This window comes from Priestia sp. MDV22-iso46 (genome assembly GCF_058629175.1).
In genome coordinates this window covers 121443-144601 of sequence record NZ_JBZVWT010000002.1, presented here as the reverse complement: position 1 = coordinate 144601, position 23159 = coordinate 121443, and the positions used below count along the sequence as shown (strand labels likewise).

The following is a 23159-nucleotide window of genomic DNA, read 5'->3' as shown; positions in this document are numbered from 1 at the left end:
TCTGCTCTAAGAATGCAAGGAAAAACCTTTTTATATCTAAAAAGAACAGCCGCTATGTAAAAAAAAGCTGATAACGATTGTCATCAGCTTTTTCACTATAATTATTCGCCTTCTTCGTCAAGGAATGTATTAACCATTTCCTCAACCATGTCCCACTCTTCTTCTGTTTCAATCGGTTGAAGCTCACCGTCTTGACCATCTTCACTTGGTGTGAAAGCAGATGCATGAATTTCAATTTCCTCTTCATCATCTTGGTCTGCTCCGATTGGATAGTAAATTACATATGATTTGTTATATTGATCAGAATCAAATGTGAATAAAATTTCGCATAGCTGCTCATTTCCATTCTCATCGACGATTGTAATTTTATTTTCTTCTACGCTCATGTTTGCACCTCATTTTATATTGTAAGCTCTTAGCTTAACTTTTTCTTCAGCGAAAAGCAAGCCGTTCAGTTATTTCACTTCCCTTTTACGTACAAAAGAATATGCAAAAGGGAAATTCATAACTTTTCAGCTGAGGCAAAGCCTGCTGCTTTTCTTACTGCTTGCTGTCTAAGTATCCTTGAAGAATCATAACAGCTGCCATTTTATCGATTACTTTTTTGCGTTTCTTGCGGCTTACATCGGCAGACAGCAGTACTCGCTCTGCTGCCATCGTCGACAAGCGCTCGTCCCACATCATCGTTTCAATGTTAAGTTTTTCTTTGACGTTGTCAGCAAACTCAATGCACGCTTCGCCTCGAGGGCCAATCGTACCATTCATATTTTTAGGAAGACCCACTACGATTTTCTCTACGGAATATTCGTCAATTAGCTGCTGTAAACGAGGATATGATTGCTCCATCTGCTCATCTGCAATTTTAATTGTTTCAATTCCTTGCGCTGTCCATCCCATTTCATCACTAACTGCCACACCAATTGTTTTGGTTCCTACATCTAATCCTAATACGCGCATTTATGAATCCTTTCGATGCTGTTGTAAATAAGATTTAACAAGTTCTTCAATGAGCTCGTCTCGCTCTAACTGGCGAATTGTGTTTCTCGCATCGTTATGACGAGGAATGTAAGCAGGGTCTCCTGATAACAAATACCCAACGATTTGGTTGATCGGGTTGTAGCCTTTTTCTTGCAGTGCGTCATAAACCGTAAACAATACTTCATGTACGTTTGTTTCAGCTGGCTCATCTTGAAAATTAAATTGCATGGTTTTATCAAATGAACTCACGGTCCCACCTCACTCTCTTAATTTGTGAACACATTGTGCACTATGCTAAGTCTTATTTATATTGTACACCAAGAAAGGGGAGAATTAAACGGATTTAACCCATTCTTCTACAGTGCCAAGTGCTTTTTCAATTTGGCTAGCGTCTTTTCCTCCAGCTTGCGCCATGTCAGGGCGTCCGCCTCCGCCTCCACCGCAAATCGTCGCTACTTCTTTAACAAGTTTGCCAGCATGATGGCCTTTAGCAATTAAATCTTTTGTTACACCTGCAATAATATTTACCTTTTCACCTTGTGGAGAAGCTAATACGATCACAGCGGATTCTAATTTTTGTTTTAAATCATCAACCATTGCGCGAAGGTTATTCATATCCGTTGCATTCACTTTCGCTGCTAGTACATTCACACCATTAATGTTTTGCACTCGGTCAACGAGATTGCCAGCTTCAATATTGCCAAGCTTTGTAGATAGTGAATCATTTTCACGCTGAAGATTACGAATTTCTTCTAGTAATCCTTCAACGCGCCCTACTAAATCACGCGGGTTGGATTTTACTTTTGCCGCAGCTTCTTTTAGTAAGCCTACTTGATCGTTCATTAACTGATAGGCAGCTTTTCCAGTTACAGCTTCAATGCGTCGAGTACCTGCACCGATTCCCGATTCTGATACAATTTTAAATAAACCAATAACAGACGTATTTGGCACGTGACATCCACCACATAATTCTAAGCTGTAGTCGCCTACTTGTACTACGCGCACGATATCTCCGTATTTCTCACCAAATAGCGCCATTGCACCCATCGCTTTTGCTTCGTCAATTGCTTTGTTTTCAATTTGTACAGAGATGCTGTCCCAAATCTTTTCATTAACGATTTGTTCAATTTTCTCAAGCTCTTCTTGTGTCACTTGACCAAAGTGAGAGAAGTCAAAGCGCAAGCGATCCGCTGTTACTAAAGAACCCGCTTGATTAACATGCGTTCCTAACGTATCTTTTAATGCTTGATGCAATAAATGCGTTGCCGTATGATTTTTCACAATCGCACTGCGGTTTTCTTCATCAAGCGTCGCCGTGTATATTTCACCTTTTACAAGCTCACCGTTTGTTACAGCTACCGTTTGGACATTTTGGCCGTTTGGCGCTTTTTGAACGTCTTTTACTTCCGCTGTTCCTGCAGCACTTTGAATCGTACCTTGGTCCGCAATTTGACCGCCGCTTTCTGCATAGAATGGCGTGTGGCTTAAGATGACTTGCGCTTCTGTTCCAGCTTCAGCGCGGTCAACAAGCTCACCGTCTACAATAATTGCTTCAACAACTGTTTCTACTTCATTTTTATCATAGCCAACAAACTCACTTGCAACCGTTACTTCACCAAGTACGCCGCCTTGAACTTGCATAGAACTAGAATCTTGACGAGCAGCACGCGCACGCTCACGCTGTGCTTCCATTTCACGTTCAAAACCTGCATGATCAATTTTCATGTTCTCATCTTCTGCATATTCTTCCGTTAATTCAACAGGGAATCCATACGTGTCATATAAACGGAAAACATCTTCGCCTTGTACCGTATCACTGTTTTGCGCTTTTTCTTTTTTAATAACGGTTGCCAAAATAGCTAGTCCGTCATTTAACGTTTCGTGAAAACGCTCTTCTTCATTTTTTACTACGCGCTGGATAAAATCCGTTTTTTCCTTTACTTCCGGATAGAAATCAACCATGATTTCCCCTACTACCGGCACTAGCTCGTACATGAACGGACGATTAATGTTTAACTTTTTAGCATAGCGAACTGCTCGGCGTAACAAACGGCGCAGCACATACCCACGGCCTTCATTTGAAGGAAGCGCACCATCACCTACAGCAAATGTTACCGTACGAATATGGTCAGCAATAACTTTAAATGCCGTATCTTGCTCATCATTTGTACGATATTTAGCACCTGAAATGTTTTCTGTTGCTTCAATAATTGGCATAAACAAATCTGTATCAAAGTTTGTTTGCACGTCTTGAATAACAGAAACCATACGCTCTAAGCCCATTCCCGTATCGATGTTTTTCTTTGGAAGCGGCGTGTACGTGCCATCAGGATTGTGATTAAATTGAGAAAATACAAGGTTCCAAATTTCTAAATAACGCTCATTTTCCCCACCTGGATATAATTCCGGATCATTTAGGTCATTTCCATATGCTTCTCCGCGATCATAAAAGATCTCTGTATTTGGACCACTCGGACCTTCTCCTATATCCCAGAAATTACCTTCTAAACGAATGATGCGCTCTTTAGGCACGCCCATTTTTTCATTCCAAATCTTAAATGCTTCTTCATCTTCAGGGTGAACTGTTACAGATAGCTTATCTGCGTCGAATCCAATCCATTTATCGCTCGTTAAGAATTCCCATGCCCATTGGATGGCTTCTTCTTTGAAATAATCACCGATAGAGAAATTACCAAGCATTTCAAAAAACGTATGATGGCGAGCCGTTTTACCTACGTTCTCGATATCGTTTGTACGAATGGATTTTTGTGCGTTACAAATACGCGGATTTTGAGGAATAACACGACCATCAAAATATTTTTTTAATGTAGCTACTCCACTGTTAATCCATAATAAAGATGGATCTTCATGCGGAACTAAAGATGCGCTTGGTTCTACATCATGGCCTTTTTCTTTAAAGAAATCTAAATACATTTGACGAACTTGTGCTGACGTCAGTTTTTTCATGATTGGTCCTCCTTTAATACTCTTCTTATTTATAGACAAAAAAATGATGACATAAAAGCATCTATTTTCTCTGTGTACAAAAGCAATTGCTAGTTATTTGCACACAAAAAAACTCTCATCCCTGTAGCAGGGACGAGAGTTGAACTCGCGGTACCACCCTGATTATAAATGCCAAAAGCATTTATCACCTTCATAGCGTTAACGTTGCTGACACGGCAGGTTTTAGCCTGCACTCTGGACTAGCGTTCAGCTGCTCTTTGTTTAGCGCTTCTTTCAGCCAAGGAAGCCCTTCTCTAAAAACCAGTGTGCAACGTACTCGATCCATCATTGTGTTTAAAATATGTAGCGTTTTCTTATGGCGATATTATGACAAATTAACCGCTCTTTGTCAATGTTTGAGCGTATAAGAGCGGATATGCAAAATAGATATTTTAATGACTGCTAAAATTGGCACAGCCAAAATGAGACCCAATACTCCTCCAAATTCTCCTCCTAAAAGGAGCGCAAGCATGATAAACAAAGGATGAATATGAAGACTCTTTCCTACGATAAGCGGAGACAGCACATTTCCCTCTAGAAACTGCAGCACAAAGATTATAATGACAATGGTAATAACCAACTTTATCGAGATTGTGGCTGCAATAATAGCCGCTGGAACCGCACCAATAATCGGGCCAAAATAAGGAATGATATTCGTTACGCCAATAATGAAGCCTAAAAGAAGTGCATAAGGTACATGAAAGAACCACAGTGCTGCTGTGGCAATCACACCAATAATGAGACAAACAAAAAATTGCCCTCTAATGTAATTGCCGAGCGATTCATTCACATCCGATAAAAAACGTTCGCCTGGTTTGTGCCACTTTTTAGGTGTGACATAAGCTGTTGCTTTCTTAATAGAGGAAAAATCCTTCAGCATATAAAAAACAATAAATGGAATAATGATTAAAATCAAAAAAGAGGTAATCAATGACTTTAATCCTTCCGCCACTTTTGTAAGCCACACGTTGAGCGTAGCCTCTACATCATCAATGCTGCCTTCAATTTTCTCATGTACACCGTTTGGAAGTGAAGTTGTACGATCATGAATCGATTCTACCCAATGTCTATATGTATTCGTAAAATGCGGCAGCTGTTCGTTTAAATCTTTTACTTGTTCCACAAAAATAGGGTACGACTTATAGGCTCCAAACCCAATTCCTCCAAAAAAGATGATGTAGATCAGTAAAATAGCTAGAGGACGAGGCACGCCTTTATCATGCGTTTTTTCAATAAGCGGATGAAGTAAATATGTAATGAATGCTGCAATAAAAAAAGGCAGCAGTGCTTTTAAAAACATGTAAATAACAGGAAGCCATAAAAACTGGACTTTAAAAAAGACTAATATGCACAGCAGCGCTAATAACAGCAGTCCGAATCTATAGAACCATTTGAATGAACTATCTTTCAACGTAAACTCCTCCTCTCTTCTATTTTTTGATAAAGAAAGGAGTTTATACATGCAGTTGTCTCTTCTGCCTGCAAAAAAGCACTATTGCAGCTAAGTGCAATAGTGCTTTTTTTATTAGTGAATAGCTTTCATCATACGTTTACGCATTTTTTTCATATTTCTTTTTGTAAACATCTCTCGATCATCTGCCATTTTAAATGCATAAGCTCCAAGACCGAAAGCGACTACTGACGGAATGATTCTGCCCATTGCTCTTCCTCCCGGTAAAAAAGAATTAGAAATTGATTGTGCGCTCGTCGTCTGAGAACAAATCATCAAGCGAGCTCAATGTTCCATCTTCTTCTACTTGGTGAGTATTAATTTGTCCTTTTGAAATAGTCATTTCAATAAAACAATTCCAGCAGTAATACTGATTTACACCAATTTTGCCAACGTCAATACTTTTACAGTTTGGACATTTAAACAAAGTCGACACCTCTTTATACGTTCTACTTATATAAACGCATTATGTCCACTTCTTTCCATGTCCATACTTTATTTTCTGACAATTAGCAAAGAAGGATGGCAACAAAGGAGTTTATTTAACTCTTTGTTAGCATGCGAAAGGTTACATGAAATCATACGGCGTAACGTTTTCCATCCCAATATTTGCATCTTTCATAAATGGAATTTCGGGATCTTCTATGTCGTTATCCAAGCTTTCTCGAAGCAAGGGCTGTAAATTCGTTTGTCGGACGCTGTCTTCATTTCGGCTGACTCCAAGCTGAAACGCTTCGTCTTCGCCGCATAAAATTAAAAACTGTTTGCTTCGCGTAACGGCGGTATAAAGTAAATTGCGTCGCAGCATCCGGTAATAGCTTTTAACAATTGGAAGCACAACAATGGGAAATTCACTTCCCTGTGATTTATGAATGGAACAGCAGTATGCATGAGTTATTTGATTAAAGTCTTGCTTTGTGTAAGTTACTTCATTTCCTTCATATGAAATAACCAGCATATCCTGTTTTTCCGTATTTTCTTTGGCAAAAAAAACCGAGACGATTTCTCCCATGTCTCCGTTAAATACGTTGCTATCCGGCTGATTTACAAGCTGCAGCACTTTATCTCCGACTCGGTACGTAATATCTCCGTGCTTAAGCTCTCTTCTTTGCTCAGAAGCCGGGTTGAATAATTCCTGAAGAACTTCATTCAGCTTATCAATACCTGCAGGACCTTTATACATAGGAGCTAGAACTTGAATATCTTTAGCCGTATAGCCTTTTTTTAACGCATTCCCGCAAACTTGTTGCACGACGTTCGTGATGTGCTGTCCTTGACAACGAATAAAGGAACGATCTCCTTGCTGCCTGGATAAGTCTTCCGGAAGCTTTCCTTTTTTTATTTCATGAGCCAAATCAATAATTGAAGATCCTTCCGCTTGCCGGTATACATCTGTCAGACGGACGGTAGGAACTACTTCTGAACTCAGTAAATCTTTTAACACCTGTCCCGGACCTACTGAAGGAAGCTGGTCTTCGTCTCCAACTAAAATAACCTGTAAATTAGCAGGAAGAGATTTAAACAGCTGATGAGCAAGCCACAAATCTACCATTGATACTTCATCCACAATCAGTAATTTTCCGTCAATTGGATTCTCCTCATTATGATCAAATCCTTCTTGTCCGTTCCATTTTAATAATCTGTGAATTGTAACTGCCGGAAGTCCCGTCGCTTCGCTCATTCGTTTAGCAGCGCGTCCAGTAGGTGCCACAAGTAAAACAGGAAAAGCTTCATCTTTTTTATAATCCCCTGGATTTAACGAACATCCGTGAAGTTCTGCATAGAGTTCGACTATTCCTTTAATAACCGTTGTTTTCCCTGTACCTGGTCCACCTGTTAAGAGAAGCATCGGAGACATTAAAGCGGTTTGTATGCCCTTGCGCTGAGAAGGTGCATATTGCACGTCTAATCGCTCTTCTAGTTCACCCAGTGCCAATAAGAATTCTGATTCTGGAAACTGCTCTTCGTACTGCGTTTGAGCCATAATTTTTTGAATAGCTTTAACCAGCCCTTTTTCAGCATAGAAAAGGGGAGGAAAATAAATTTTTTCGTCTTGAATGATAAGCTTTTTGTCTGCTTTTAATGCGTCCACTTCTCTTGTAAGATCCATTTCAGACAGATTCTCATGCCTGCTTTTTCGAAGAAGCTCTGCTGTTTTTCCATACAGCTGATCTGCCGTGACGTATACATGTCCCATTTGATTGCATTCTTGCTCAATGACATATAAAATACCTGCACGCAAACGATCAGGATGATTGGTTGCCATACCAAGCCTCTTTCCAAGTTCATCGGCTCTGCTAAAGCCAATACCTTGAATATCTTCTACGAGCTGATAAGGATTATTTTGAACAATTTCAAGCGCTTCTTGTTTGTACGCTTGGAAAATCTTCATCGAAAGCTGCGGTCCAAACCCGAGGTCTGTCAGCTTTACCATTACTTCTTCTAACCCTTGATGTTCACGAAGCTGCGTGACTAAAGCTTCTGCCTTGTCGGCTGAAAGCCTCGGAACCTCTTTTAGCACAGACTCATTTTGCAAAATACGAAAAATAGCGCGTTCTCCTAGGGCGTCCACAATGTTTTCAGCGGTTTTTTTACCGATTCCGTGAAATAAATCGCTAGACAGGTACTGAACAACCCCTTGCCTTGATTGCGGAAGTTCTTTTTTAAACTGTTCAACATGAAACTGCAGACCAAACTTTGGATGCTCTTTGAAGTCTCCGTAAAACGTGTATACTTCATCTTCATTCAGCTTAGGAAAATAGCCTGTAACGACCGTTTCTTTATCTTCAATCTCTAAATTTGTTTTTTTGATCCGTATCCGCGTAACGTTATATAAGTTTTCTTCGTTATGAAAGACCGTTACAATCGACGTGCCGCTTATATAATGACGTTCTGGCTGTGAAGGGTTCACTTGTTCTTCGTTCATGTTATCCTTCCTTTACCCGCTTTCTTAATGTTCTAATGTAGACAGAACTTGTTTGGCATTTACTGCCATTACGTGATCTGGCTGCACGTTTAAAGCTTCATCTAACATCTCAATCGCCTTATCTTTGTCATCTTTCATGGCATACGCTACGCCTAAATTATAAAAAGCATCGGCGTGTTCTGGCTCTTGATTGACTACCTTAAGAAATTCAGCAATCGCTTCATCTACCATTTCGAGCTGTGCTAAACAAAGACCGTACTGAAATTTTGCTTCTACATCATGTTCGTTTAGTTCTACCGCTCGCTGAAGATAAGGCATCGCAAAACGAATTTCTTCCATATGAAACAGCGTTAAACCAAGCATAAAGTACGCATCGGATGAATCTAAGCCTTTTTTGATTGCTAAATCAAAGTAGTGCTTTGCCTGCTCAAGCTGCTCTGCATTAAAATAAATATTTCCTGCTCCGTAATACGCTGTTGCCGTTTCTTCATCTAATTCAATCGCACGTTCATAAAATTTCAAAGCACGATCCATCTCACTAACAGCCGCTAACAAATTGCCAAAATTCACATACACAATTGGATCTTTTGGATTATCTTCAATTGCTTCTGAAAATGTTTTAGCAGCCTCTTCAAATTTCCCTTCCTGCATATACTGAATTCCTAGCTGGTTTTTATCTGTCATTTTTTCGTTCACTCCACTGTTTTAGTTATGATTTAAGAGATTTTCACATCATGAAAATCTAGAATATGTAAGTTATTAGTTTACCCAATAAGTAAAGTATATCATAGAAAAACCTCAGCTATATACGGCCGAGGTTTTTCGTTCTTGCTTATATGAATTATACGTACCAGATTTGCTCTTCTTCTTGAAATACTTTGTCAATTGTTGCTCCGCCAAGACATTCATCATCTTTGTAAAACACAACTGCTTGACCTGGCGTAATTGCGCGAACAGGTTCAGCAAAAATAACCTTAATTGTATCATCATCGACTTTTTCAACGGTTACTGCTGAATCAGTTTGACGATAGCGGAATTTTGCTGTGCACGTCATTGGTGACGACCAGTCACGTTCGCTTACCCAGCTGACATTGGTTGCTGTAAGAGATGTAGAATAGAGCAACTCATTGTGAAAGCCTTGATCGACGTACAAAACATTTTTTTCTAAATCTTTTCCGACTACAAACCAAGGTTCACCGCTGCCTCCAATACCTAAACCATGGCGTTGGCCAATTGTATAGTACATGAGACCGTCATGCTTGCCTTTCACTTCGCCGTCAAGCGTTTGCATTACACCTGGCTGAGCAGGAAGATACTGACTTAAAAATTCTTTGAAGTTGCGTTCACCAATAAAGCAAATACCTGTGCTGTCTTTTTTCGTTGCTGTAGCAAGGCCTGCTTCTTTCGCAATTTCACGCACTTTTGATTTCTCAATTTCACCAATTGGGAACATTACTTTGGAAAGCTGATCTTGTCCTAATTGATTTAAGAAATACGTTTGATCTTTATTTCCATCTACGCCTCGAAGCATTTTATACTCCCCGTCACGGTACGCAACGCGTGCATAATGTCCTGTCGCTAGATAATCTGCTCCTAGCGTCATTGCATGCTCTAAAAAGGCTTTGAATTTAATTTCCTTATTACACATTACATCAGGATTCGGTGTACGACCTGCTTTATATTCATCTAAAAAGTAGGTAAATACTTTATCCCAATATTGTTTTTCAAAGTTGACTGCATAGTAGGGAATACCAATTTGATTACATACGCGAATAACATCGTTATAATCTTCAGTCGCAGTACAAACGCCGTTTTCATCCGTATCGTCCCAGTTTTTCATAAAGATTCCGATCACATCGTATCCTTGTTGTTTTAATAAAAGAGCTGCTACAGATGAATCAACGCCTCCGCTCATTCCGACTACTACACGTGTATCTTTAGGTGATTTTGTCAACTTCGCCACCTCCGTTTTCTTCATTTTAATTAAATTGTTCGCTAAAAAGCGAAAGAAACGACACAAACCATCAGTGAGGGATGAAGACCCTACTGATGGCTGCTATTTACATCGTTAGTCGCTTAACGATGTTTGCTGTTTGACGTGCGGTTTTTTCAATTTGCTCAGCTGAGTTTCCTAAGCCAAAGCTAAATCGAATAGAAGTTGTTAAACGTTCAGACCCTTTTCCAAACATAGCTACAAGCACATGAGAAGGATCGATTGCTCCCGCTGTGCAAGCTGAACCGCTCGATGCCGCAATTCCTGCTAAGTCTAAATTTACGAGCATCGATTCAACATTTGTTTTTGGAAATGATAAATTTAACACATGTGGCAGAGAATTTTCAAGATGTCCGTTAATTTCAAATGAAATACCTTCTTCTTTCAACACAGCTACCATTATTTTTTTGTATCTTCTATATTCATCTGCACGTGTTTGCAGCGTTTGTTGCGAAATTTTCACAGCTTCTTCAAACCCGACAATACTTGTCATGTTCTCAGTTCCAGCTCGTCGTTTGCGCTCTTGTTCTCCTCCAAATAGCAAAGGAGACAGTGAAACGTGAGCAGCTGCATATAAAAAGCCCATCCCTTTTGGTCCGTTAATTTTATGAGCAGAAACGGATAAAAGATCGACACCTAATTGTTGCACATTTAACGGAATTAATCCATAAGCTTGCACTGCATCCGTGTGGAAATATGCTCCATGCTCTTTTAATAGAACTCCAATTTCTCCAATTGGCTGAATAGCACCTACTTCATTATTTCCAAACATCACCGACACAAGAATTGTTTGATCAGTTAGGGCTGATTTTATTTCATCCACAGATACTTGTCCGTACTCGTTAACTGGTAAGTAAGTCACTTCAAAGCCCTGTGTTTCTAAATATTCACACGTATGAAGCACAGCGTGGTGTTCAATTTGCGTGGTAATAATATGATTTCCTTTATGGCGGTTTGCAAGAGCTACTCCGATCAGTGCCATATTATCTGCTTCTGTCCCACCACTTGTAAAAATCAGTTCATTTTCGTGTGCTCCAATACTTGCTGCAATCGTTTGGCGAGCTTCGTCTAAATAGCGTCGACTTTCCCGCCCGTAGTGATGAATACTAGATGGATTTCCAAAGTACTCATGCATAAAAGTCGTCATTTTCTCAACGACTGCCGGATGTATTGGAGACGTTGCTGCATGATCAACATAAATACGTTCCAAAATAAGCGCCTCCTAGCTCATTATTAAATATAAAACATATAAGACGCTTGATCATCATCAGAATGATTTGCTAAATCTTCAAGCGTTGTACTATCTAGCACTTCTTTAACTGCATCTCGAATACGAATCCACAGCTCGCGTTTTGCAGGCTCTTCATCTTCAATTCCTTCTACAGGACTAATAGGACCTTCTAAAACAGAAATAATATCGCCAGAAGTAATGTTAGCAGGTTCATGTGCTAAGATGTAACCTCCATAAGCTCCGCGCACGCTTTTTACAAGCCCAGCGTTACGCAGCGGTGAAATAAGCTGCTCTAAATAATGTTCAGATAAGTCATGCGTTTGAGCAATAGTTTTAAGCGAGATAGGACCTTCGCCAAAGCGCTTCGCAAGCTCAATCATAATCGTTAAACCGTAGCGTCCTTTTGTTGAAATTTTCATACGATACACTCCTTCAATACACTTTTTTTATTTATGAAAAAAATAAGACCCTCACGTTGTCACTGAATGCTGTGATGAGTCGTTTTTTACTAAGCTATATGAACTTCTCTATATGCCTTTCTTGCAAATGTAACTGTTGATATTATAACATACTATGCCTATAAGATAAATTTCCACCACCTATTCACCTCTTGTGATACAGTGAAAGAAAAGAAAGGAGAAAAACATGGCTACAAAACCTCTCGCATTTCGAATGCGTCCGACTCATTTAGATGACGTTATCGGACAGCAGCATTTAGTTGGCAAAGATAAAATGATTTATCGAATGGTAAAAGCAAATCACTTAAGCTCGATGATTTTATATGGACCTCCAGGCGTTGGAAAAACAACAATTGCCACAGCTATTGCAAAAACAACCAACACGGCGTTTCGTCAGTTGAATGCCGTTGTAAACAATAAAAAAGATATGGAAATTGTCGCCGAAGAAGCCAAAATGTCAGGCAAAGTAATTCTGCTGTTAGATGAAGTTCATCGCCTTGACAAAGCCAAGCAAGACTTTTTGCTTCCTTATTTAGAAAATGGCATGATCATTCTAATCGGAGCGACAACAAGCAATCCTTATCACGCGATTAATCCTGCTATTCGAAGCAGATGTCAAATCTTCGAATTAAAATCTCTTACGCCAGATGATATCAAAATGGCGCTAACAAGAGCACTCAACGACTCATCCAACGGATTTGGGGATAGAAAAATTATCGTAGAAGATGACGCCATGAACCACTTTGCCAACAGCTGTAGCGGCGACGTGCGCTCGGCTTTGAATGCTCTGGAACTGGCTGTTTTATCAACAGGTGAAAGCGATGGTAAAATCGTTATTACCTTACAAACAGCAGAAGAATGTCTGCAGCAAAAATATTTTTCACATGATAAAAATGGTGACGCTCACTATGATGTATTATCTGCTTTTCAAAAATCGATTCGCGGCAGCGACGTAAATGCCGCTCTTCATTATTTGGGACGGCTAATTGAAGCAGGAGACTTGATCAGCATCAATCGTCGCCTTTTAGTCATTGCCTATGAAGACATTGGACTAGCTGATCCGGATGCCGGCATGAGAACTCTCGCAGCTATTCAAGCAACTGAGCGATTAGGACTTCCAGAAGCACGTATCCCGCTTGCAAACGCCGTTATTGAGCTTTGCCTATCACCGAAGTCCAACGCTGCTTACAAAGCATTAGATGAAGCGATAAGTGATATTAAAAAAGGGCTGTCCGGCGACGTTCCCCCTCATTTGAAGGATGCTCATTACAAAGGAGCAGAGAACCTTGGCCGAGGCGTTGAATATCAATACCCGCATGATTTTGATAACGGATGGGTCCTTCAACAGTATTTACCGGATCGCATCAAAAACAAACAATATTTTCATCCTAAACAAAATGGACAAGAAAAATACTTTTCAAAAGTTTTCAATCGTTTAGAGACATTAAAAAAAGAAAATGGCTGAAACTGTTGCTCAGTTTCAAAGCCATTTTCTTTTTTGTCTTTATCTATTAAGCTGCACTTTTAACGTCTTTTCGTTTTTTCATTTTTGTTGAACCTTTAAAGTAGCTGTCTAAAAGTTTAGCGACTAAACGAGCGACTATGTTAAACAACAGAACCATAATGATTAGAATAGCAGCTGACTTTGTTGCAATCAATCTTGCATCAGGTACAATTCCTTCAGAGTTTAATTTCCAAATGTGGACGGCAAGCGTCTCTGCTGGTCGAAAAATATTAAACGGGTTTACAGGACTCGTTAAGTCAGCATTTGAATTTAACATCGGCGTCGTTAAGCCAGCCGTATAAATCAGCGCAGCTGCCTCTCCAAAGATTCGTCCCGCTGTTAAAATAACACCTGTGATAATTTGTTGAATCGCTGATGGAATGACGACTTTGACAATTGTTTGCCATTTAGTCGCACCCAACCCTAAACTTGCTTCTTTTACACTCGCAGGAACAGATGCAATCGCACTTTCACATACGCGCGTTAAACCCGGTAAATTTAAAATTGTAATCACAAGTGCTCCACCGATAAGCGTATAGCCCCAGCCGGAAAATGTGACAAAAATTAATAATCCAAATAAACCAACTACAATGGACGGTAATGACGCCATTGTTTCAATACATAAGCGGACGAAATTTAAGAAACGGCCTTGCTTCGCGTACTCCGCTAAGTAAATTCCGGCTCCTAAACCAAGAGGAATAGAAATGATCAGCGTTAAAACAAGCATGTAGAACGAGTTAAACAGCTGGGGTCCGATACCGCCTCCTGCCATCGTATTGCTTGGCTTTCCAAATAAAAAGTTCGGATCCCAAAATCCCCAGCCTTTAGCGATAATTTCAACAACTAAATACACTAATAGCGCCACAACTAGAGCGGCAATGCCATAAAAGATACCTGTCCATATATTATTTACTGTGCGTGCATTTTTGTTTCTCATTGATGAGCACCTCGTTTCCCAATTGCTCGGATAATTAAAATGAACACGAAAGAAATAAGCAGTAAAATCATGGCTAACGTCCACAATGCGTTATTCCATGCCGTTCCGTTTAACGTATTAGACATATCCATTGTTAAAATACCTGTTAATGTTGCCGTTGGACTATATAAGCTTTCAGGAAGCTTAACCGTGTTTCCGATAACCATTTGAACAGCTAGCGCTTCTCCGAATGCGCGGGCAAGCCCTAACACGATACCTGTTAAAATACCTGTTTTAGCAGATGGAATAATGACTCGGCTAATTGCCTGCCATCTTGTTGAACCTAGTCCATAAGAAGCTTCTAAATATTCAGGTGCTACGCTTCGAATTGCATCGTCAGCAATACTTGCAATTGTCGGAAGAATCATGACGCTTAAGACAATAATTCCGGCAATCAAACTAAAGCCCACTCCGCCGAAGTTATCGCGAAGAAGCGGCACTAAAATTGTAACCCCTAAAAGACCGTATACCACTGAAGGAACTCCGACTAAAAGTTCTAAAACCGGTCGTAAAACCGTTGAACCAAATTTAGGCGAAATATAGTTGTTAAAAATGGCGATAGCAATTCCAATTGGAGCACTTATAATAACGGCTCCGATTGATACAAGCATGGAACCCAGAATAAACACAAGTGCCCCGTATTCTTTATTGTTTGGGCTCCATTTTGTTGAAGTCAACATTTCACCGATTGATATATTACTTTGTAAAAATGACTGTATGCCTTTTTCACAAATAAATACGATAATAGCTAACGTAACAAGTACAATTAAAATACCGCAAAATGTAGAAAGCGTACGGCCAATGTATTCGCTTTTTACATAATTAATGGATTTTTTCCCCTTCATCGCTCTGTCTCCTTACATATTCAGTATATATTCGCTTTTCTTTTTATTCGCTATATACTTTATTAACATTCAAATAGAATAAGACTGACTGTGTTAGTCAGCCCTATTCTTTTTAAAAACACTCTTATTTTTTGAACTCAGTCATTGGGATATATCCCATATCTTCTACTTGCTTAGCAAAGTCTTTACCAGCTACGTAGTCAATATACTCTTTTGCACCATCTTTTGGCTCACCGTTTGTAATCATGTACTCATAAGACCAAAACGGATATTTTTTAGAAACAATGTTTTCTGTTGTTGGCTCTACACCGTCAATATTAAGCATTTTTAAACTTTCTTTTTTATCGCCAATTAAATACGACATAGCAAGGTAACTTACTGCTCCTGGCGTTGAGTTTACTGATTGCTCAACCGCTCCGTTTGAATCTTGAGCTGTACCAACGCTGTCATTTACTTTTGCGTCACCCATTAATGTTTTCTCGAATGTAGCACGTGTGCCAGATGATGCTGGACGGTTGATTACGTTAATTTTTTCGTCGTTTCCGCCAACTTCTTTCCAGTTTTTAATTTCGCCAGAGAAAATCTTTTGAATTTGCTCTTTTGTTAACGATTCTACTTTTACATCTTTATTTACAACAAGTGCGAACCCGATGCCCGCTACTTTCGTATCTACAAGTTTATCTGCTTTTGATTTATCTTCAATTTTATCGGCTGCTGGAACGTCAGAGTTTCCAATGTCAACTGCTCCTGATGCTACTTGGTTAACACCAGTTCCACTACCTCCACCTTGTACCGTTACTGAAAGGTTTGGATATTTTTCAGTAATTCCATTCGCTGCTTCTTCTGCAAGTGGTTGTAAAGCTGTAGATCCCGCCGCTGTTAACGTACCTGACACTTCTTCTTTGCTGCCCGAACCACTGTCGTTGCTTGCTCCGTCTTTACCACATGCTGCTAGTGCTCCTACCATTAAAAAAGCTGCTAATGTTACTTTAAAACCCTTTGTTTTCATTACATTACCCTCCAATAAATATATGTGTAATTAGTACTAGTCCTTTGTACTCGAACAACAGGTACAAGACACATTATACGAGTAGATTGTTGTCTTTATATGAAGTGAATTTTAAGTTACTGTAAACTTACTTATTTGGGGTTTATTTTTTCTTATTTCTATCAAAACCCTTGATATATAAGACTTTCTGAATATTGCTGTAGAAGAAACAAAAGAAAGAAAGCGAAAACGTAAATTTTATGTAAATAAAGCGTTAAATAAATTTACATAAATCTCTTTTTTTAATACAGTGTAAATTCACCATCAAGCCATATTTTTCAATTTATTAGTACTTTTTATACATATCAAACAGAAGATTCCATTCAAAGCATAAATAGAACAGATATTTCCATAAAAAAAAGAAGGCTGCGATAGCCTTCTTTTTATTCATCACCTACGCGGCGAATCTTAATATCACTTAATAATTCATTGATAACATGACCGCCCATAATTAATCCTGCTACAGATGGAACAAAAGCATTAGAAGATGGAGGCATTTTCGCTTTGCGAATTTGCGCTTGATCGTTTCCTACTTCTTTGCGAACTTCTTCGCGAATAACGATTGGACGTTCATCAGAAAAAACGACGTTAATTCCTTTGCGAATTCCTTCTTTACGCAGACGAGTACGAACTACTTTTGCAATTGGATCTGTATGTGTCTTTGAAATGTCTGCAATTTTAAAACGTGTTGGATCCATTTTATTCGCAGCACCCATACTTGAAATAATTGGAATATCACGTTTTAAACATTCTTTCATTAAATGAATTTTATACGAAATCGTATCGGATGCATCCACTACGAAGTCCGGTTTGTAACTAAAGAACTCTTCATATGTTTCTTCCGTATAAAACATTTGAAGAGAAACGACGTCACAGTCTGGGTTAATATCTAAAATACGCTTTTTCATTAATTCTGTCTTGGGCTGACCTACCGTAGAAAGCAGCGCGTGAATTTGACGATTTACATTGGTAATATCAACATCGTCTTTATCTACAAGAATTAAACGCCCTACTCCTGACCTAGCCAAAGCCTCAGCAGAAAATGACCCTACTCCCCCTATCCCTAAAATAGCAACTGTGCTGCCTTTTAAAGTAGCTAGCCCTTCTTTTCCTATCGCCAGCTCATTACGCGAAAACTGATGCAACATGTTAAAACACTCCTCTATTAAATACACCAACGTGTATGATTAATTCAAATAAACAACGAAATTGACTATACCATATTTTTAGCAAAACGAACATGAGCATTCGTTATTTATCCATAAAAAAACTCTATGCAAATAATTACATAGAGGATTTCTTATATGTATGCTAGTCCCGATCGTGCCGTCTCGAGTGCCTTCGTTTTGAACCCGCTCTCGGCAGGTGGGTGCTCTGCTTTAACCATTGTAAGTCCTCGAGATGAGGCATGTACGCTCGTTAAAAACTCCGAGCTCCCAAGCAAAAAATTGTTCGGTCAAAACTGGATTAAGGACGAACACATCAGGACTATTTAGTTCTTGAAAGTATCTTATCACAGAAAAAATCACTTTGCAATTAATAAGTAAAACAAAAAAATCGAGCCTGTCACGTTCCAGTGACAGGCTCGATTTAACGGACGGTTCAATCGATTACGCTTCTGTTTTTTGCTTTTTTACCTGCAAATGCAGCTCGTCTAATTGCGCTTCACTTACTTCACCAGGTGCGTTTGTTAATAGACAGCTTGCACTTGCTGTTTTAGGGAAGGCAATTGTATCACGCAAGTTTGTGCGTCCTGCTAGAAGCATAACCAAACGGTCAAGACCTAACGCAATTCCGCCGTGAGGAGGAGTACCGTATTCAAATGCTTCAAGTAAGAAACCGAACTGCTCATATGCTTCTTCTAATGTAAATCCAAGCGTTTTAAACATTTTTTCTTGAATATCACGCTCGTAAATACGTAAAGATCCTCCGCCAAGTTCGTAACCATTCAATACTAAGTCATATGCTTGTGCACGGACTTGTCCAGGATCGCTTTCTAACATTGGTAAATCTTCACGAACTGGCATTGTGAATGGATGATGAGCCGCGTAGTAACGGTTGTCTTCTTCGTCATGCTCAAGAAGAGGCCAATCTGTTACCCATAGGAAGTTAAATTTCGTTTCATCAATAATTCCTTGTTCTTTTGCAAGCTTTAGACGAAGAGCGCCAAGTGCATCTGCTACAACTGACTTTTTATCAGCTACAAATAAAAGTAAATCTCCTTCTTCCGTTTGAAGAGCTTCAGCAAATTGCTTTTGCTCATCTTCATTGAAGAATTTTGCAATCGGTCCTTTTAAGCCGTCAGCTTCAACTTTCAGCCATGCTAACCCTTTAGCACCGTAAATTTTCACGAACTCTGTTAGAGCATCGATATCTTTACGTGAATAGCTAGAAGCGGCACCTTTTACGTTAATTGCTTTTACTTCTCCGCCGTTTTCAACTGCTGCGCTAAATACTTTGAACCCGCAGTCTTTCACAAGCTCTGATAAGTTGACTAGCTCCATTTCAAAACGTGTATCCGGCTTATCTGAACCGTAGCGACTCATCGCTTCATCATATGACATGCGCGGGAAAGGCGTCGTTACATCTAAATCTTTTACACGCTTCATTACTTTAGACATCATTTCTTCCGTCATTGTCATGATGTCCTCTTGAGATAAAAATGATGTCTCAATATCGATTTGAGTAAATTCAGGCTGACGATCTGCACGCAAGTCTTCATCGCGGAAGCAGCGAGCAATTTGATAATAACGCTCAACTCCGCTTACCATTAGCAGCTGCTTAAAGATTTGCGGCGATTGAGGAAGAGCATAAAACTCCCCTTCGTGCACACGGCTTGGCACAAGATAATCACGCGCGCCTTCTGGCGTACTTTTCGTTAGAATAGGTGTTTCAACATCTAAAAAGTCATTTTGATCTAAGAAGTCACGAATTGTTTTTGTAATGTCATTGCGCATTTTAAGCGTGTTAAACATCTCAGAACGTCGAAGGTCTAAATAACGATATTTTAATCGAACATCTTCTGATACTTCCGTTTGATCCGCAATAGCAAAAGGAGGTGTTTTGGCTTTGTTTAATACCGTAATCTGCTCAGCGTGAACTTCAATTTTACCTGTTTTTAAGTTCGGGTTAACGGTTCCCTCTTCACGAGCCACAACAGTTCCTTGCACTTCCAGTACGAATTCATTACGTACATCTTCAGCAATTTTTAGCGCTTCAGCAGATTTTTCAGGATTAAATACAACCTGTACAACTCCGCCGCGGTCGCGTAAATCAATAAAGATTAATCCCCCTAAATCACGGCGTTTTTGAACCCATCCTTTTAATAGAACTGTTTCGCCAGTTGCTTGTTCTGTTACATCTCCACAGTAGTATGAACGTTTTGTCATCATGGTTCCCCCTTATACTTGTTGTTGCAAATAGCTGACCAATTGATCAATTGATACTTCTTGCTGTTCGCCAGATTCCATATTCTTTACGTTTACAACTTGTTTTGCTAGCTCATCGTCACCTAGAACAACAACAAATTTTGCTTGTACACGATCAGCTGCTTTGAACTGAGCTTTCATTTTTTTATCTTGATAATCTTTATCGGCTACAAAGCCTGCGCGTCGAAGCGTATTTACAATTGAAACGGATTTTTCTTTTGCTTCATCGCCCATGGTTACTACATAGCAATCTACGCCTGTTTCTACCGGAAGCTCAATTCCTTCTGCTTCCAATGCAGATAATAAGCGTTCGATACTTAAAGCGAATCCGATACCCGGTGTTTCAGGTCCGCCGATTTCTTGAATCAGCCCATTATAACGGCCTCCGCCACAAAGAGTTGTAATGGCGCCAAATCCTTCTGCTTCACTCATTAGTTCAAATGCTGTGTGATTATAATAATCTAACCCGCGTACTAGCGTCGGATCTACAACATAGTCAATGTCTAAATCAGTTAAGTACTGCTGTACTTTTTCAAAATATTCTTTTGAATAGTCGTTTAAATAATCAAGAATAGACGGCGCTGTAGCCATCAGCTCATGGTCACGATCTTTTTTACAGTCTAAAATACGAAGAGGATTTTTCTCCAATCTGCTTTGGCAGTCGCTGCAAAACTCTCCAATGCGAGGTGCAAAGTGGTCAATAAGCGCTTGACGGTGAGCCTGACGACTTTCTGTATCTCCTAAACTGTTAACAACCAACTTTAATTTTTTCAATCCAAGCGATTGGTAAAAGCTCATTAACAGGGCAAGAACTTCAGCATCAATAGCTGGATCATTTACCCCTAATGCTTCTACGCCAAACTGAACGAATTGACGGAAACGTCCCGCTTGAGGTCGTTCATAGCGAAACATAGGACCAATATAAAACAGCTTTGTTGGCTGCGTTGGATTTCCAAACATCTTATTTGAAACAAATGATCGTCCAACTGCAGCTGTTCCTTCTGGACGAAGCGTTAAGCTGCGGTCACCTCGATCTTTAAATGTGTACATTTCTTTTTGCACGATATCTGTTGTTTCTCCCACTCCGCGCAAAAATAATTCAGTGTGTTCAAACATTGGTGTACGAATTTCTTGGTAGTTGAACGCACGGCAGATTTCTCTTGCTCGCTGTTCAACAAACTGCCAATATTCTACTTTGCCCGGTAAAATATCTTGTGTGCCTCTAGGTATTTGAACTGACATAACGTGATATGCCTCCTATTTTTAAAATTTACAATACAAAAAAACTCTCGCCTCTACTATTTTTCCATAGTAGGGACGAGAGTTAATCTCACGTGGTACCACCCTAATTGAAACATATGACATGTTTCCACTCATTTCGTTAACGCACGAACACGTTCATCTCCTACTAAGTTTCCCTTTTCAGAGTGAAGCCTCCTGAGTGTTCTTTCATAAAGTCATCATGTAGAAATGCTTTCAGCCTAAGACATTTCCTCTCTAGCCATGTGTCATCTTTACTACTTTTCTCGATCTTTGGCTTATCAATATAAAAATGTTATACATTCATTTTAATTTAGCAATTGCTTTCTATATTACGAATGAAATGAGCAGTTGTCAAGCACCTTTCATGTTAAGAGCGGTCTAATTGTTTTCTTAGTTTCTGAATATCTCGAAGCGTTAAACCAAATTCAGAAGCCAATTCAAGGGATGAAGCTTCACTTTCTCTGTCAATAAAATCATGAAAATGAATGCCAAATACCGGATTTACCTGCTGAAATGATTGTTCACCTTTTTCACTAAACTTCATCGTTTCTTCCTCCCTGCCTACACTTACTTATCCTTTTATTAGCATTGCCCAAAAAAGATGTTTTTACATAAGAGAAAGGATTTTTTTTATTTTCATCGAATACTCTATTTTGTTATAAAAAGGAGGTCTATCTATTCGCCATCTAAACATGAAGTCTGTATCTGTTTTGGCTGCAAGTATCCTTTTATTACTGTGCTCTTCCTCATTTGAGCGCCCAAATGTACCGGTCCATCAACCCATTATTGTAACAGCTGACTCTCTTCATGTACGGAGCGGTCCAGGACGTTCATTTTCAATTACAAATAAATTGACGAAGAATACAAGACTATCCGTTTCAGACCGTCAAGGAGATTGGTATTATGTAGAAAGCCCGGATATTCAAGGATGGGTATTTAAAAAATTCACGAAAACCGTAGCGCTTCGCAGCGTTCAGCCTAGCATGCAGGTAGCGCAGCGTGAGCCTGTTTATACGCTGAGTAAAAGCTTGCGGCACCTAAAGGGCAAAACAATTATTATTGATGCAGGCCATGGAGGAAAAGACAAAGGAGCCATCGGCACACAGGGCACATATGAAAAAGACCTCACTCTCCGAACAGCACTTATTTTACAAAACAAACTTCAAAAAGAAGGCGCACACGTCATTTTAACCCGCACCCATGATGAGTACCTTCTACTTTCACAGCGCACGCTGCAATCGACTAAAGCAGATGCTTTTATAAGCATTCACTACAACAGTACGAACAGCTCACAGCTAACTGGCCTTATGACGTATTATTACCATCAGCATCAGGACAGTCCACTCACACATTCTATTCATCAGTCCCTTATTAATCATGCAAAATTGAAAGACAAAGGAGAACGTTTTGGAAACTATTATGTTCTTCGCGAAAATACACGTCCGAGTACATTAATTGAACTGGGCTTTTTAAGCAACGAACGGGAAGAAACGTATATTAATTCCATCAGTTATCAGCAAATGATTACGTCCGCTATCGCTGAAGGATTAAATCACTACTTTCAAAGCAAAGAAAAAACGCAGACTCATCTGTGAGCCTGCGTTTTTTCTTTGCTTTCTACAATAAGCGTGACCGGTCCGTCATTTGTAAATGATACGTCCATCATTTCACCAAATGCGCCGGTTTCTACTCGAACATTTTTTTCTGATAATACTTTATTAAAATAGTTGTAAAGCGTTACAGCATGATCTGGCCTAGCAGCTCCCATAAAGTTTGGTCTTCTGCCTTTTCGGCAATCTCCGTACAGCGTAAATTGAGATACCGATAAAATTTCTCCTTCTACATCTAGAAGCGACAAATTCATTTTGCCAGACTCATCATCAAATACTCGCAAATTCACAATTTTATCCGCTACATACTCTGCATCAGCTTCAGTATCGTCATGGGTAATGCCCACTAAAAGCATATATCCGTGCTTAATCTCACCGACCGTCTCACCTGCAACAGTTACTTTTGCATTCTTTGCTCTTTGTACGACTACTCTCATCTATAA

Annotated in this window: 22 protein-coding genes, 1 other RNA gene and 1 other annotated feature; of the genes, 2 read left to right on the top strand and 21 right to left on the bottom strand. The window is 39.5% G+C overall.

From position 1 onward, the window contains the following. Positions 1-101 precede the first annotated feature (101 nt). The 12 genes from AC4NPH_RS12595 to cymR form a co-directional block, all read right to left on the bottom strand. Entirely contained in the window at positions 102-386 is a 285-nt protein-coding gene (locus tag AC4NPH_RS12595) for a DUF1292 domain-containing protein (protein ID WP_013059285.1), read from the bottom strand. Positions 387-540: 154 nt separating this feature from the next. After that, positions 541-957 (bottom strand): Holliday junction resolvase RuvX, encoded by a 417-nt coding sequence (gene ruvX / locus AC4NPH_RS12590; RefSeq protein ID WP_013059286.1) that lies wholly within the window; start codon positions 955-957, stop codon positions 541-543. Further along, positions 958-1227, bottom strand: coding sequence for an IreB family regulatory phosphoprotein (locus tag AC4NPH_RS12585; RefSeq protein ID WP_013059287.1), 270 nt, complete (start codon positions 1225-1227; stop codon positions 958-960). 84 nt (positions 1228-1311) lie between these two features. Then, positions 1312-3945: an alanine--tRNA ligase gene (alaS, locus tag AC4NPH_RS12580; RefSeq protein ID WP_055992482.1), complete on the bottom strand. Its 2634-nt coding sequence runs from the start codon at positions 3943-3945 to the stop codon at positions 1312-1314. A 388-nt stretch (positions 3946-4333) separates the two neighbouring features. Further along, entirely contained in the window at positions 4334-5395 is a 1062-nt protein-coding gene (locus AC4NPH_RS12575; RefSeq protein ID WP_013059290.1) for an AI-2E family transporter, read from the bottom strand. A 114-nt stretch (positions 5396-5509) separates the two neighbouring features. Further along, positions 5510-5644: a YrzQ family protein gene (locus AC4NPH_RS12570; protein WP_013059291.1), complete on the bottom strand. Its 135-nt coding sequence runs from the start codon at positions 5642-5644 to the stop codon at positions 5510-5512. Positions 5645-5669: 25 nt separating this feature from the next. After that, entirely contained in the window at positions 5670-5861 is a 192-nt protein-coding gene (locus AC4NPH_RS12565; RefSeq protein ID WP_013059292.1) for a YrzR-like zinc ribbon domain, read from the bottom strand. Positions 5862-6002: 141 nt separating this feature from the next. Next, positions 6003-8360 carry an SF1B family DNA helicase RecD2 gene (gene recD2 / locus AC4NPH_RS12560; protein WP_013059293.1) on the bottom strand — a complete coding sequence of 786 codons (2358 nt, stop codon included), beginning with the start codon at positions 8358-8360 and terminating at the stop codon, positions 6003-6005. A gap of 24 nt (positions 8361-8384) precedes the next feature. Beyond that, on the bottom strand, positions 8385-9044 hold the full coding sequence (locus tag AC4NPH_RS12555; RefSeq protein ID WP_013059294.1) for a tetratricopeptide repeat protein: 660 nt from the start codon (positions 9042-9044) through the stop codon (positions 8385-8387). A 157-nt stretch (positions 9045-9201) separates the two neighbouring features. Beyond that, complete coding sequence (gene mnmA, locus AC4NPH_RS12550; protein WP_013059295.1) at positions 9202-10314, bottom strand: tRNA 2-thiouridine(34) synthase MnmA; 1113 nt, start codon at positions 10312-10314, stop codon at positions 9202-9204. Between the two features lie 106 nt (positions 10315-10420). After that, positions 10421-11563 carry a cysteine desulfurase family protein gene (locus AC4NPH_RS12545; RefSeq protein WP_013059296.1) on the bottom strand — a complete coding sequence of 381 codons (1143 nt, stop codon included), beginning with the start codon at positions 11561-11563 and terminating at the stop codon, positions 10421-10423. 23 nt (positions 11564-11586) lie between these two features. After that, on the bottom strand, positions 11587-12003 hold the full coding sequence (gene cymR, locus AC4NPH_RS12540) for a cysteine metabolism transcriptional regulator CymR (RefSeq protein WP_013059297.1): 417 nt from the start codon (positions 12001-12003) through the stop codon (positions 11587-11589). Positions 12004-12229: 226 nt separating this feature from the next. Here cymR and AC4NPH_RS12535 point away from each other — a divergent pair, with 226 nt between their 5' ends. Continuing rightward, positions 12230-13507: a replication-associated recombination protein A gene (locus AC4NPH_RS12535; protein WP_098314699.1), complete on the top strand. Its 1278-nt coding sequence runs from the start codon at positions 12230-12232 to the stop codon at positions 13505-13507. Between the two features lie 46 nt (positions 13508-13553). Here AC4NPH_RS12535 and pstA read toward each other — a convergent pair whose 3' ends face one another. The 8 genes from pstA to AC4NPH_RS12495 form a co-directional block, all read right to left on the bottom strand. Then, positions 13554-14483 (bottom strand): phosphate ABC transporter permease PstA, encoded by a 930-nt coding sequence (pstA, locus tag AC4NPH_RS12530; protein WP_013059299.1) that lies wholly within the window; start codon positions 14481-14483, stop codon positions 13554-13556. After that, positions 14480-15367, bottom strand: a complete 888-nt coding sequence (gene pstC, locus AC4NPH_RS12525) for a phosphate ABC transporter permease subunit PstC (protein ID WP_013059300.1) — start codon at positions 15365-15367, stop codon at positions 14480-14482. The genes pstA and pstC overlap by 4 nt, the downstream gene beginning before the upstream one ends. A gap of 124 nt (positions 15368-15491) precedes the next feature. Continuing rightward, complete coding sequence (locus AC4NPH_RS12520) at positions 15492-16376, bottom strand: phosphate ABC transporter substrate-binding protein PstS family protein (protein WP_013059301.1); 885 nt, start codon at positions 16374-16376, stop codon at positions 15492-15494. A 422-nt stretch (positions 16377-16798) separates the two neighbouring features. Further along, positions 16799-17563 carry a tRNA threonylcarbamoyladenosine dehydratase gene (locus tag AC4NPH_RS12515; RefSeq protein ID WP_013059302.1) on the bottom strand — a complete coding sequence of 255 codons (765 nt, stop codon included), beginning with the start codon at positions 17561-17563 and terminating at the stop codon, positions 16799-16801. A 162-nt stretch (positions 17564-17725) separates the two neighbouring features. Then, positions 17726-17907: non-coding RNA, 6S RNA (ssrS, locus tag AC4NPH_RS12510), on the bottom strand. Positions 17908-18025: 118 nt separating this feature from the next. Then, entirely contained in the window at positions 18026-19804 is a 1779-nt protein-coding gene (aspS, locus tag AC4NPH_RS12505; RefSeq protein ID WP_013059303.1) for an aspartate--tRNA ligase, read from the bottom strand. 12 nt (positions 19805-19816) lie between these two features. Continuing rightward, positions 19817-21085, bottom strand: coding sequence for a histidine--tRNA ligase (gene hisS, locus AC4NPH_RS12500; RefSeq protein ID WP_013059304.1), 1269 nt, complete (start codon positions 21083-21085; stop codon positions 19817-19819). Between the two features lie 68 nt (positions 21086-21153). Beyond that, positions 21154-21386 (bottom strand) — a binding site (T-box leader). 87 nt (positions 21387-21473) lie between these two features. Then, on the bottom strand, positions 21474-21650 hold the full coding sequence (locus tag AC4NPH_RS12495; protein ID WP_013059305.1) for a hypothetical protein: 177 nt from the start codon (positions 21648-21650) through the stop codon (positions 21474-21476). A 166-nt stretch (positions 21651-21816) separates the two neighbouring features. Here AC4NPH_RS12495 and AC4NPH_RS12490 point away from each other — a divergent pair, with 166 nt between their 5' ends. Further along, entirely contained in the window at positions 21817-22701 is an 885-nt protein-coding gene (locus AC4NPH_RS12490; RefSeq protein ID WP_255293845.1) for an N-acetylmuramoyl-L-alanine amidase family protein, read from the top strand. Here AC4NPH_RS12490 and dtd read toward each other — a convergent pair. Next, entirely contained in the window at positions 22692-23153 is a 462-nt protein-coding gene (dtd, locus tag AC4NPH_RS12485) for a D-aminoacyl-tRNA deacylase (RefSeq protein ID WP_013059307.1), read from the bottom strand. The two genes, AC4NPH_RS12490 and dtd, sit on opposite strands and share 10 nt — an antisense overlap. Positions 23154-23159 lie beyond the last annotated feature (6 nt).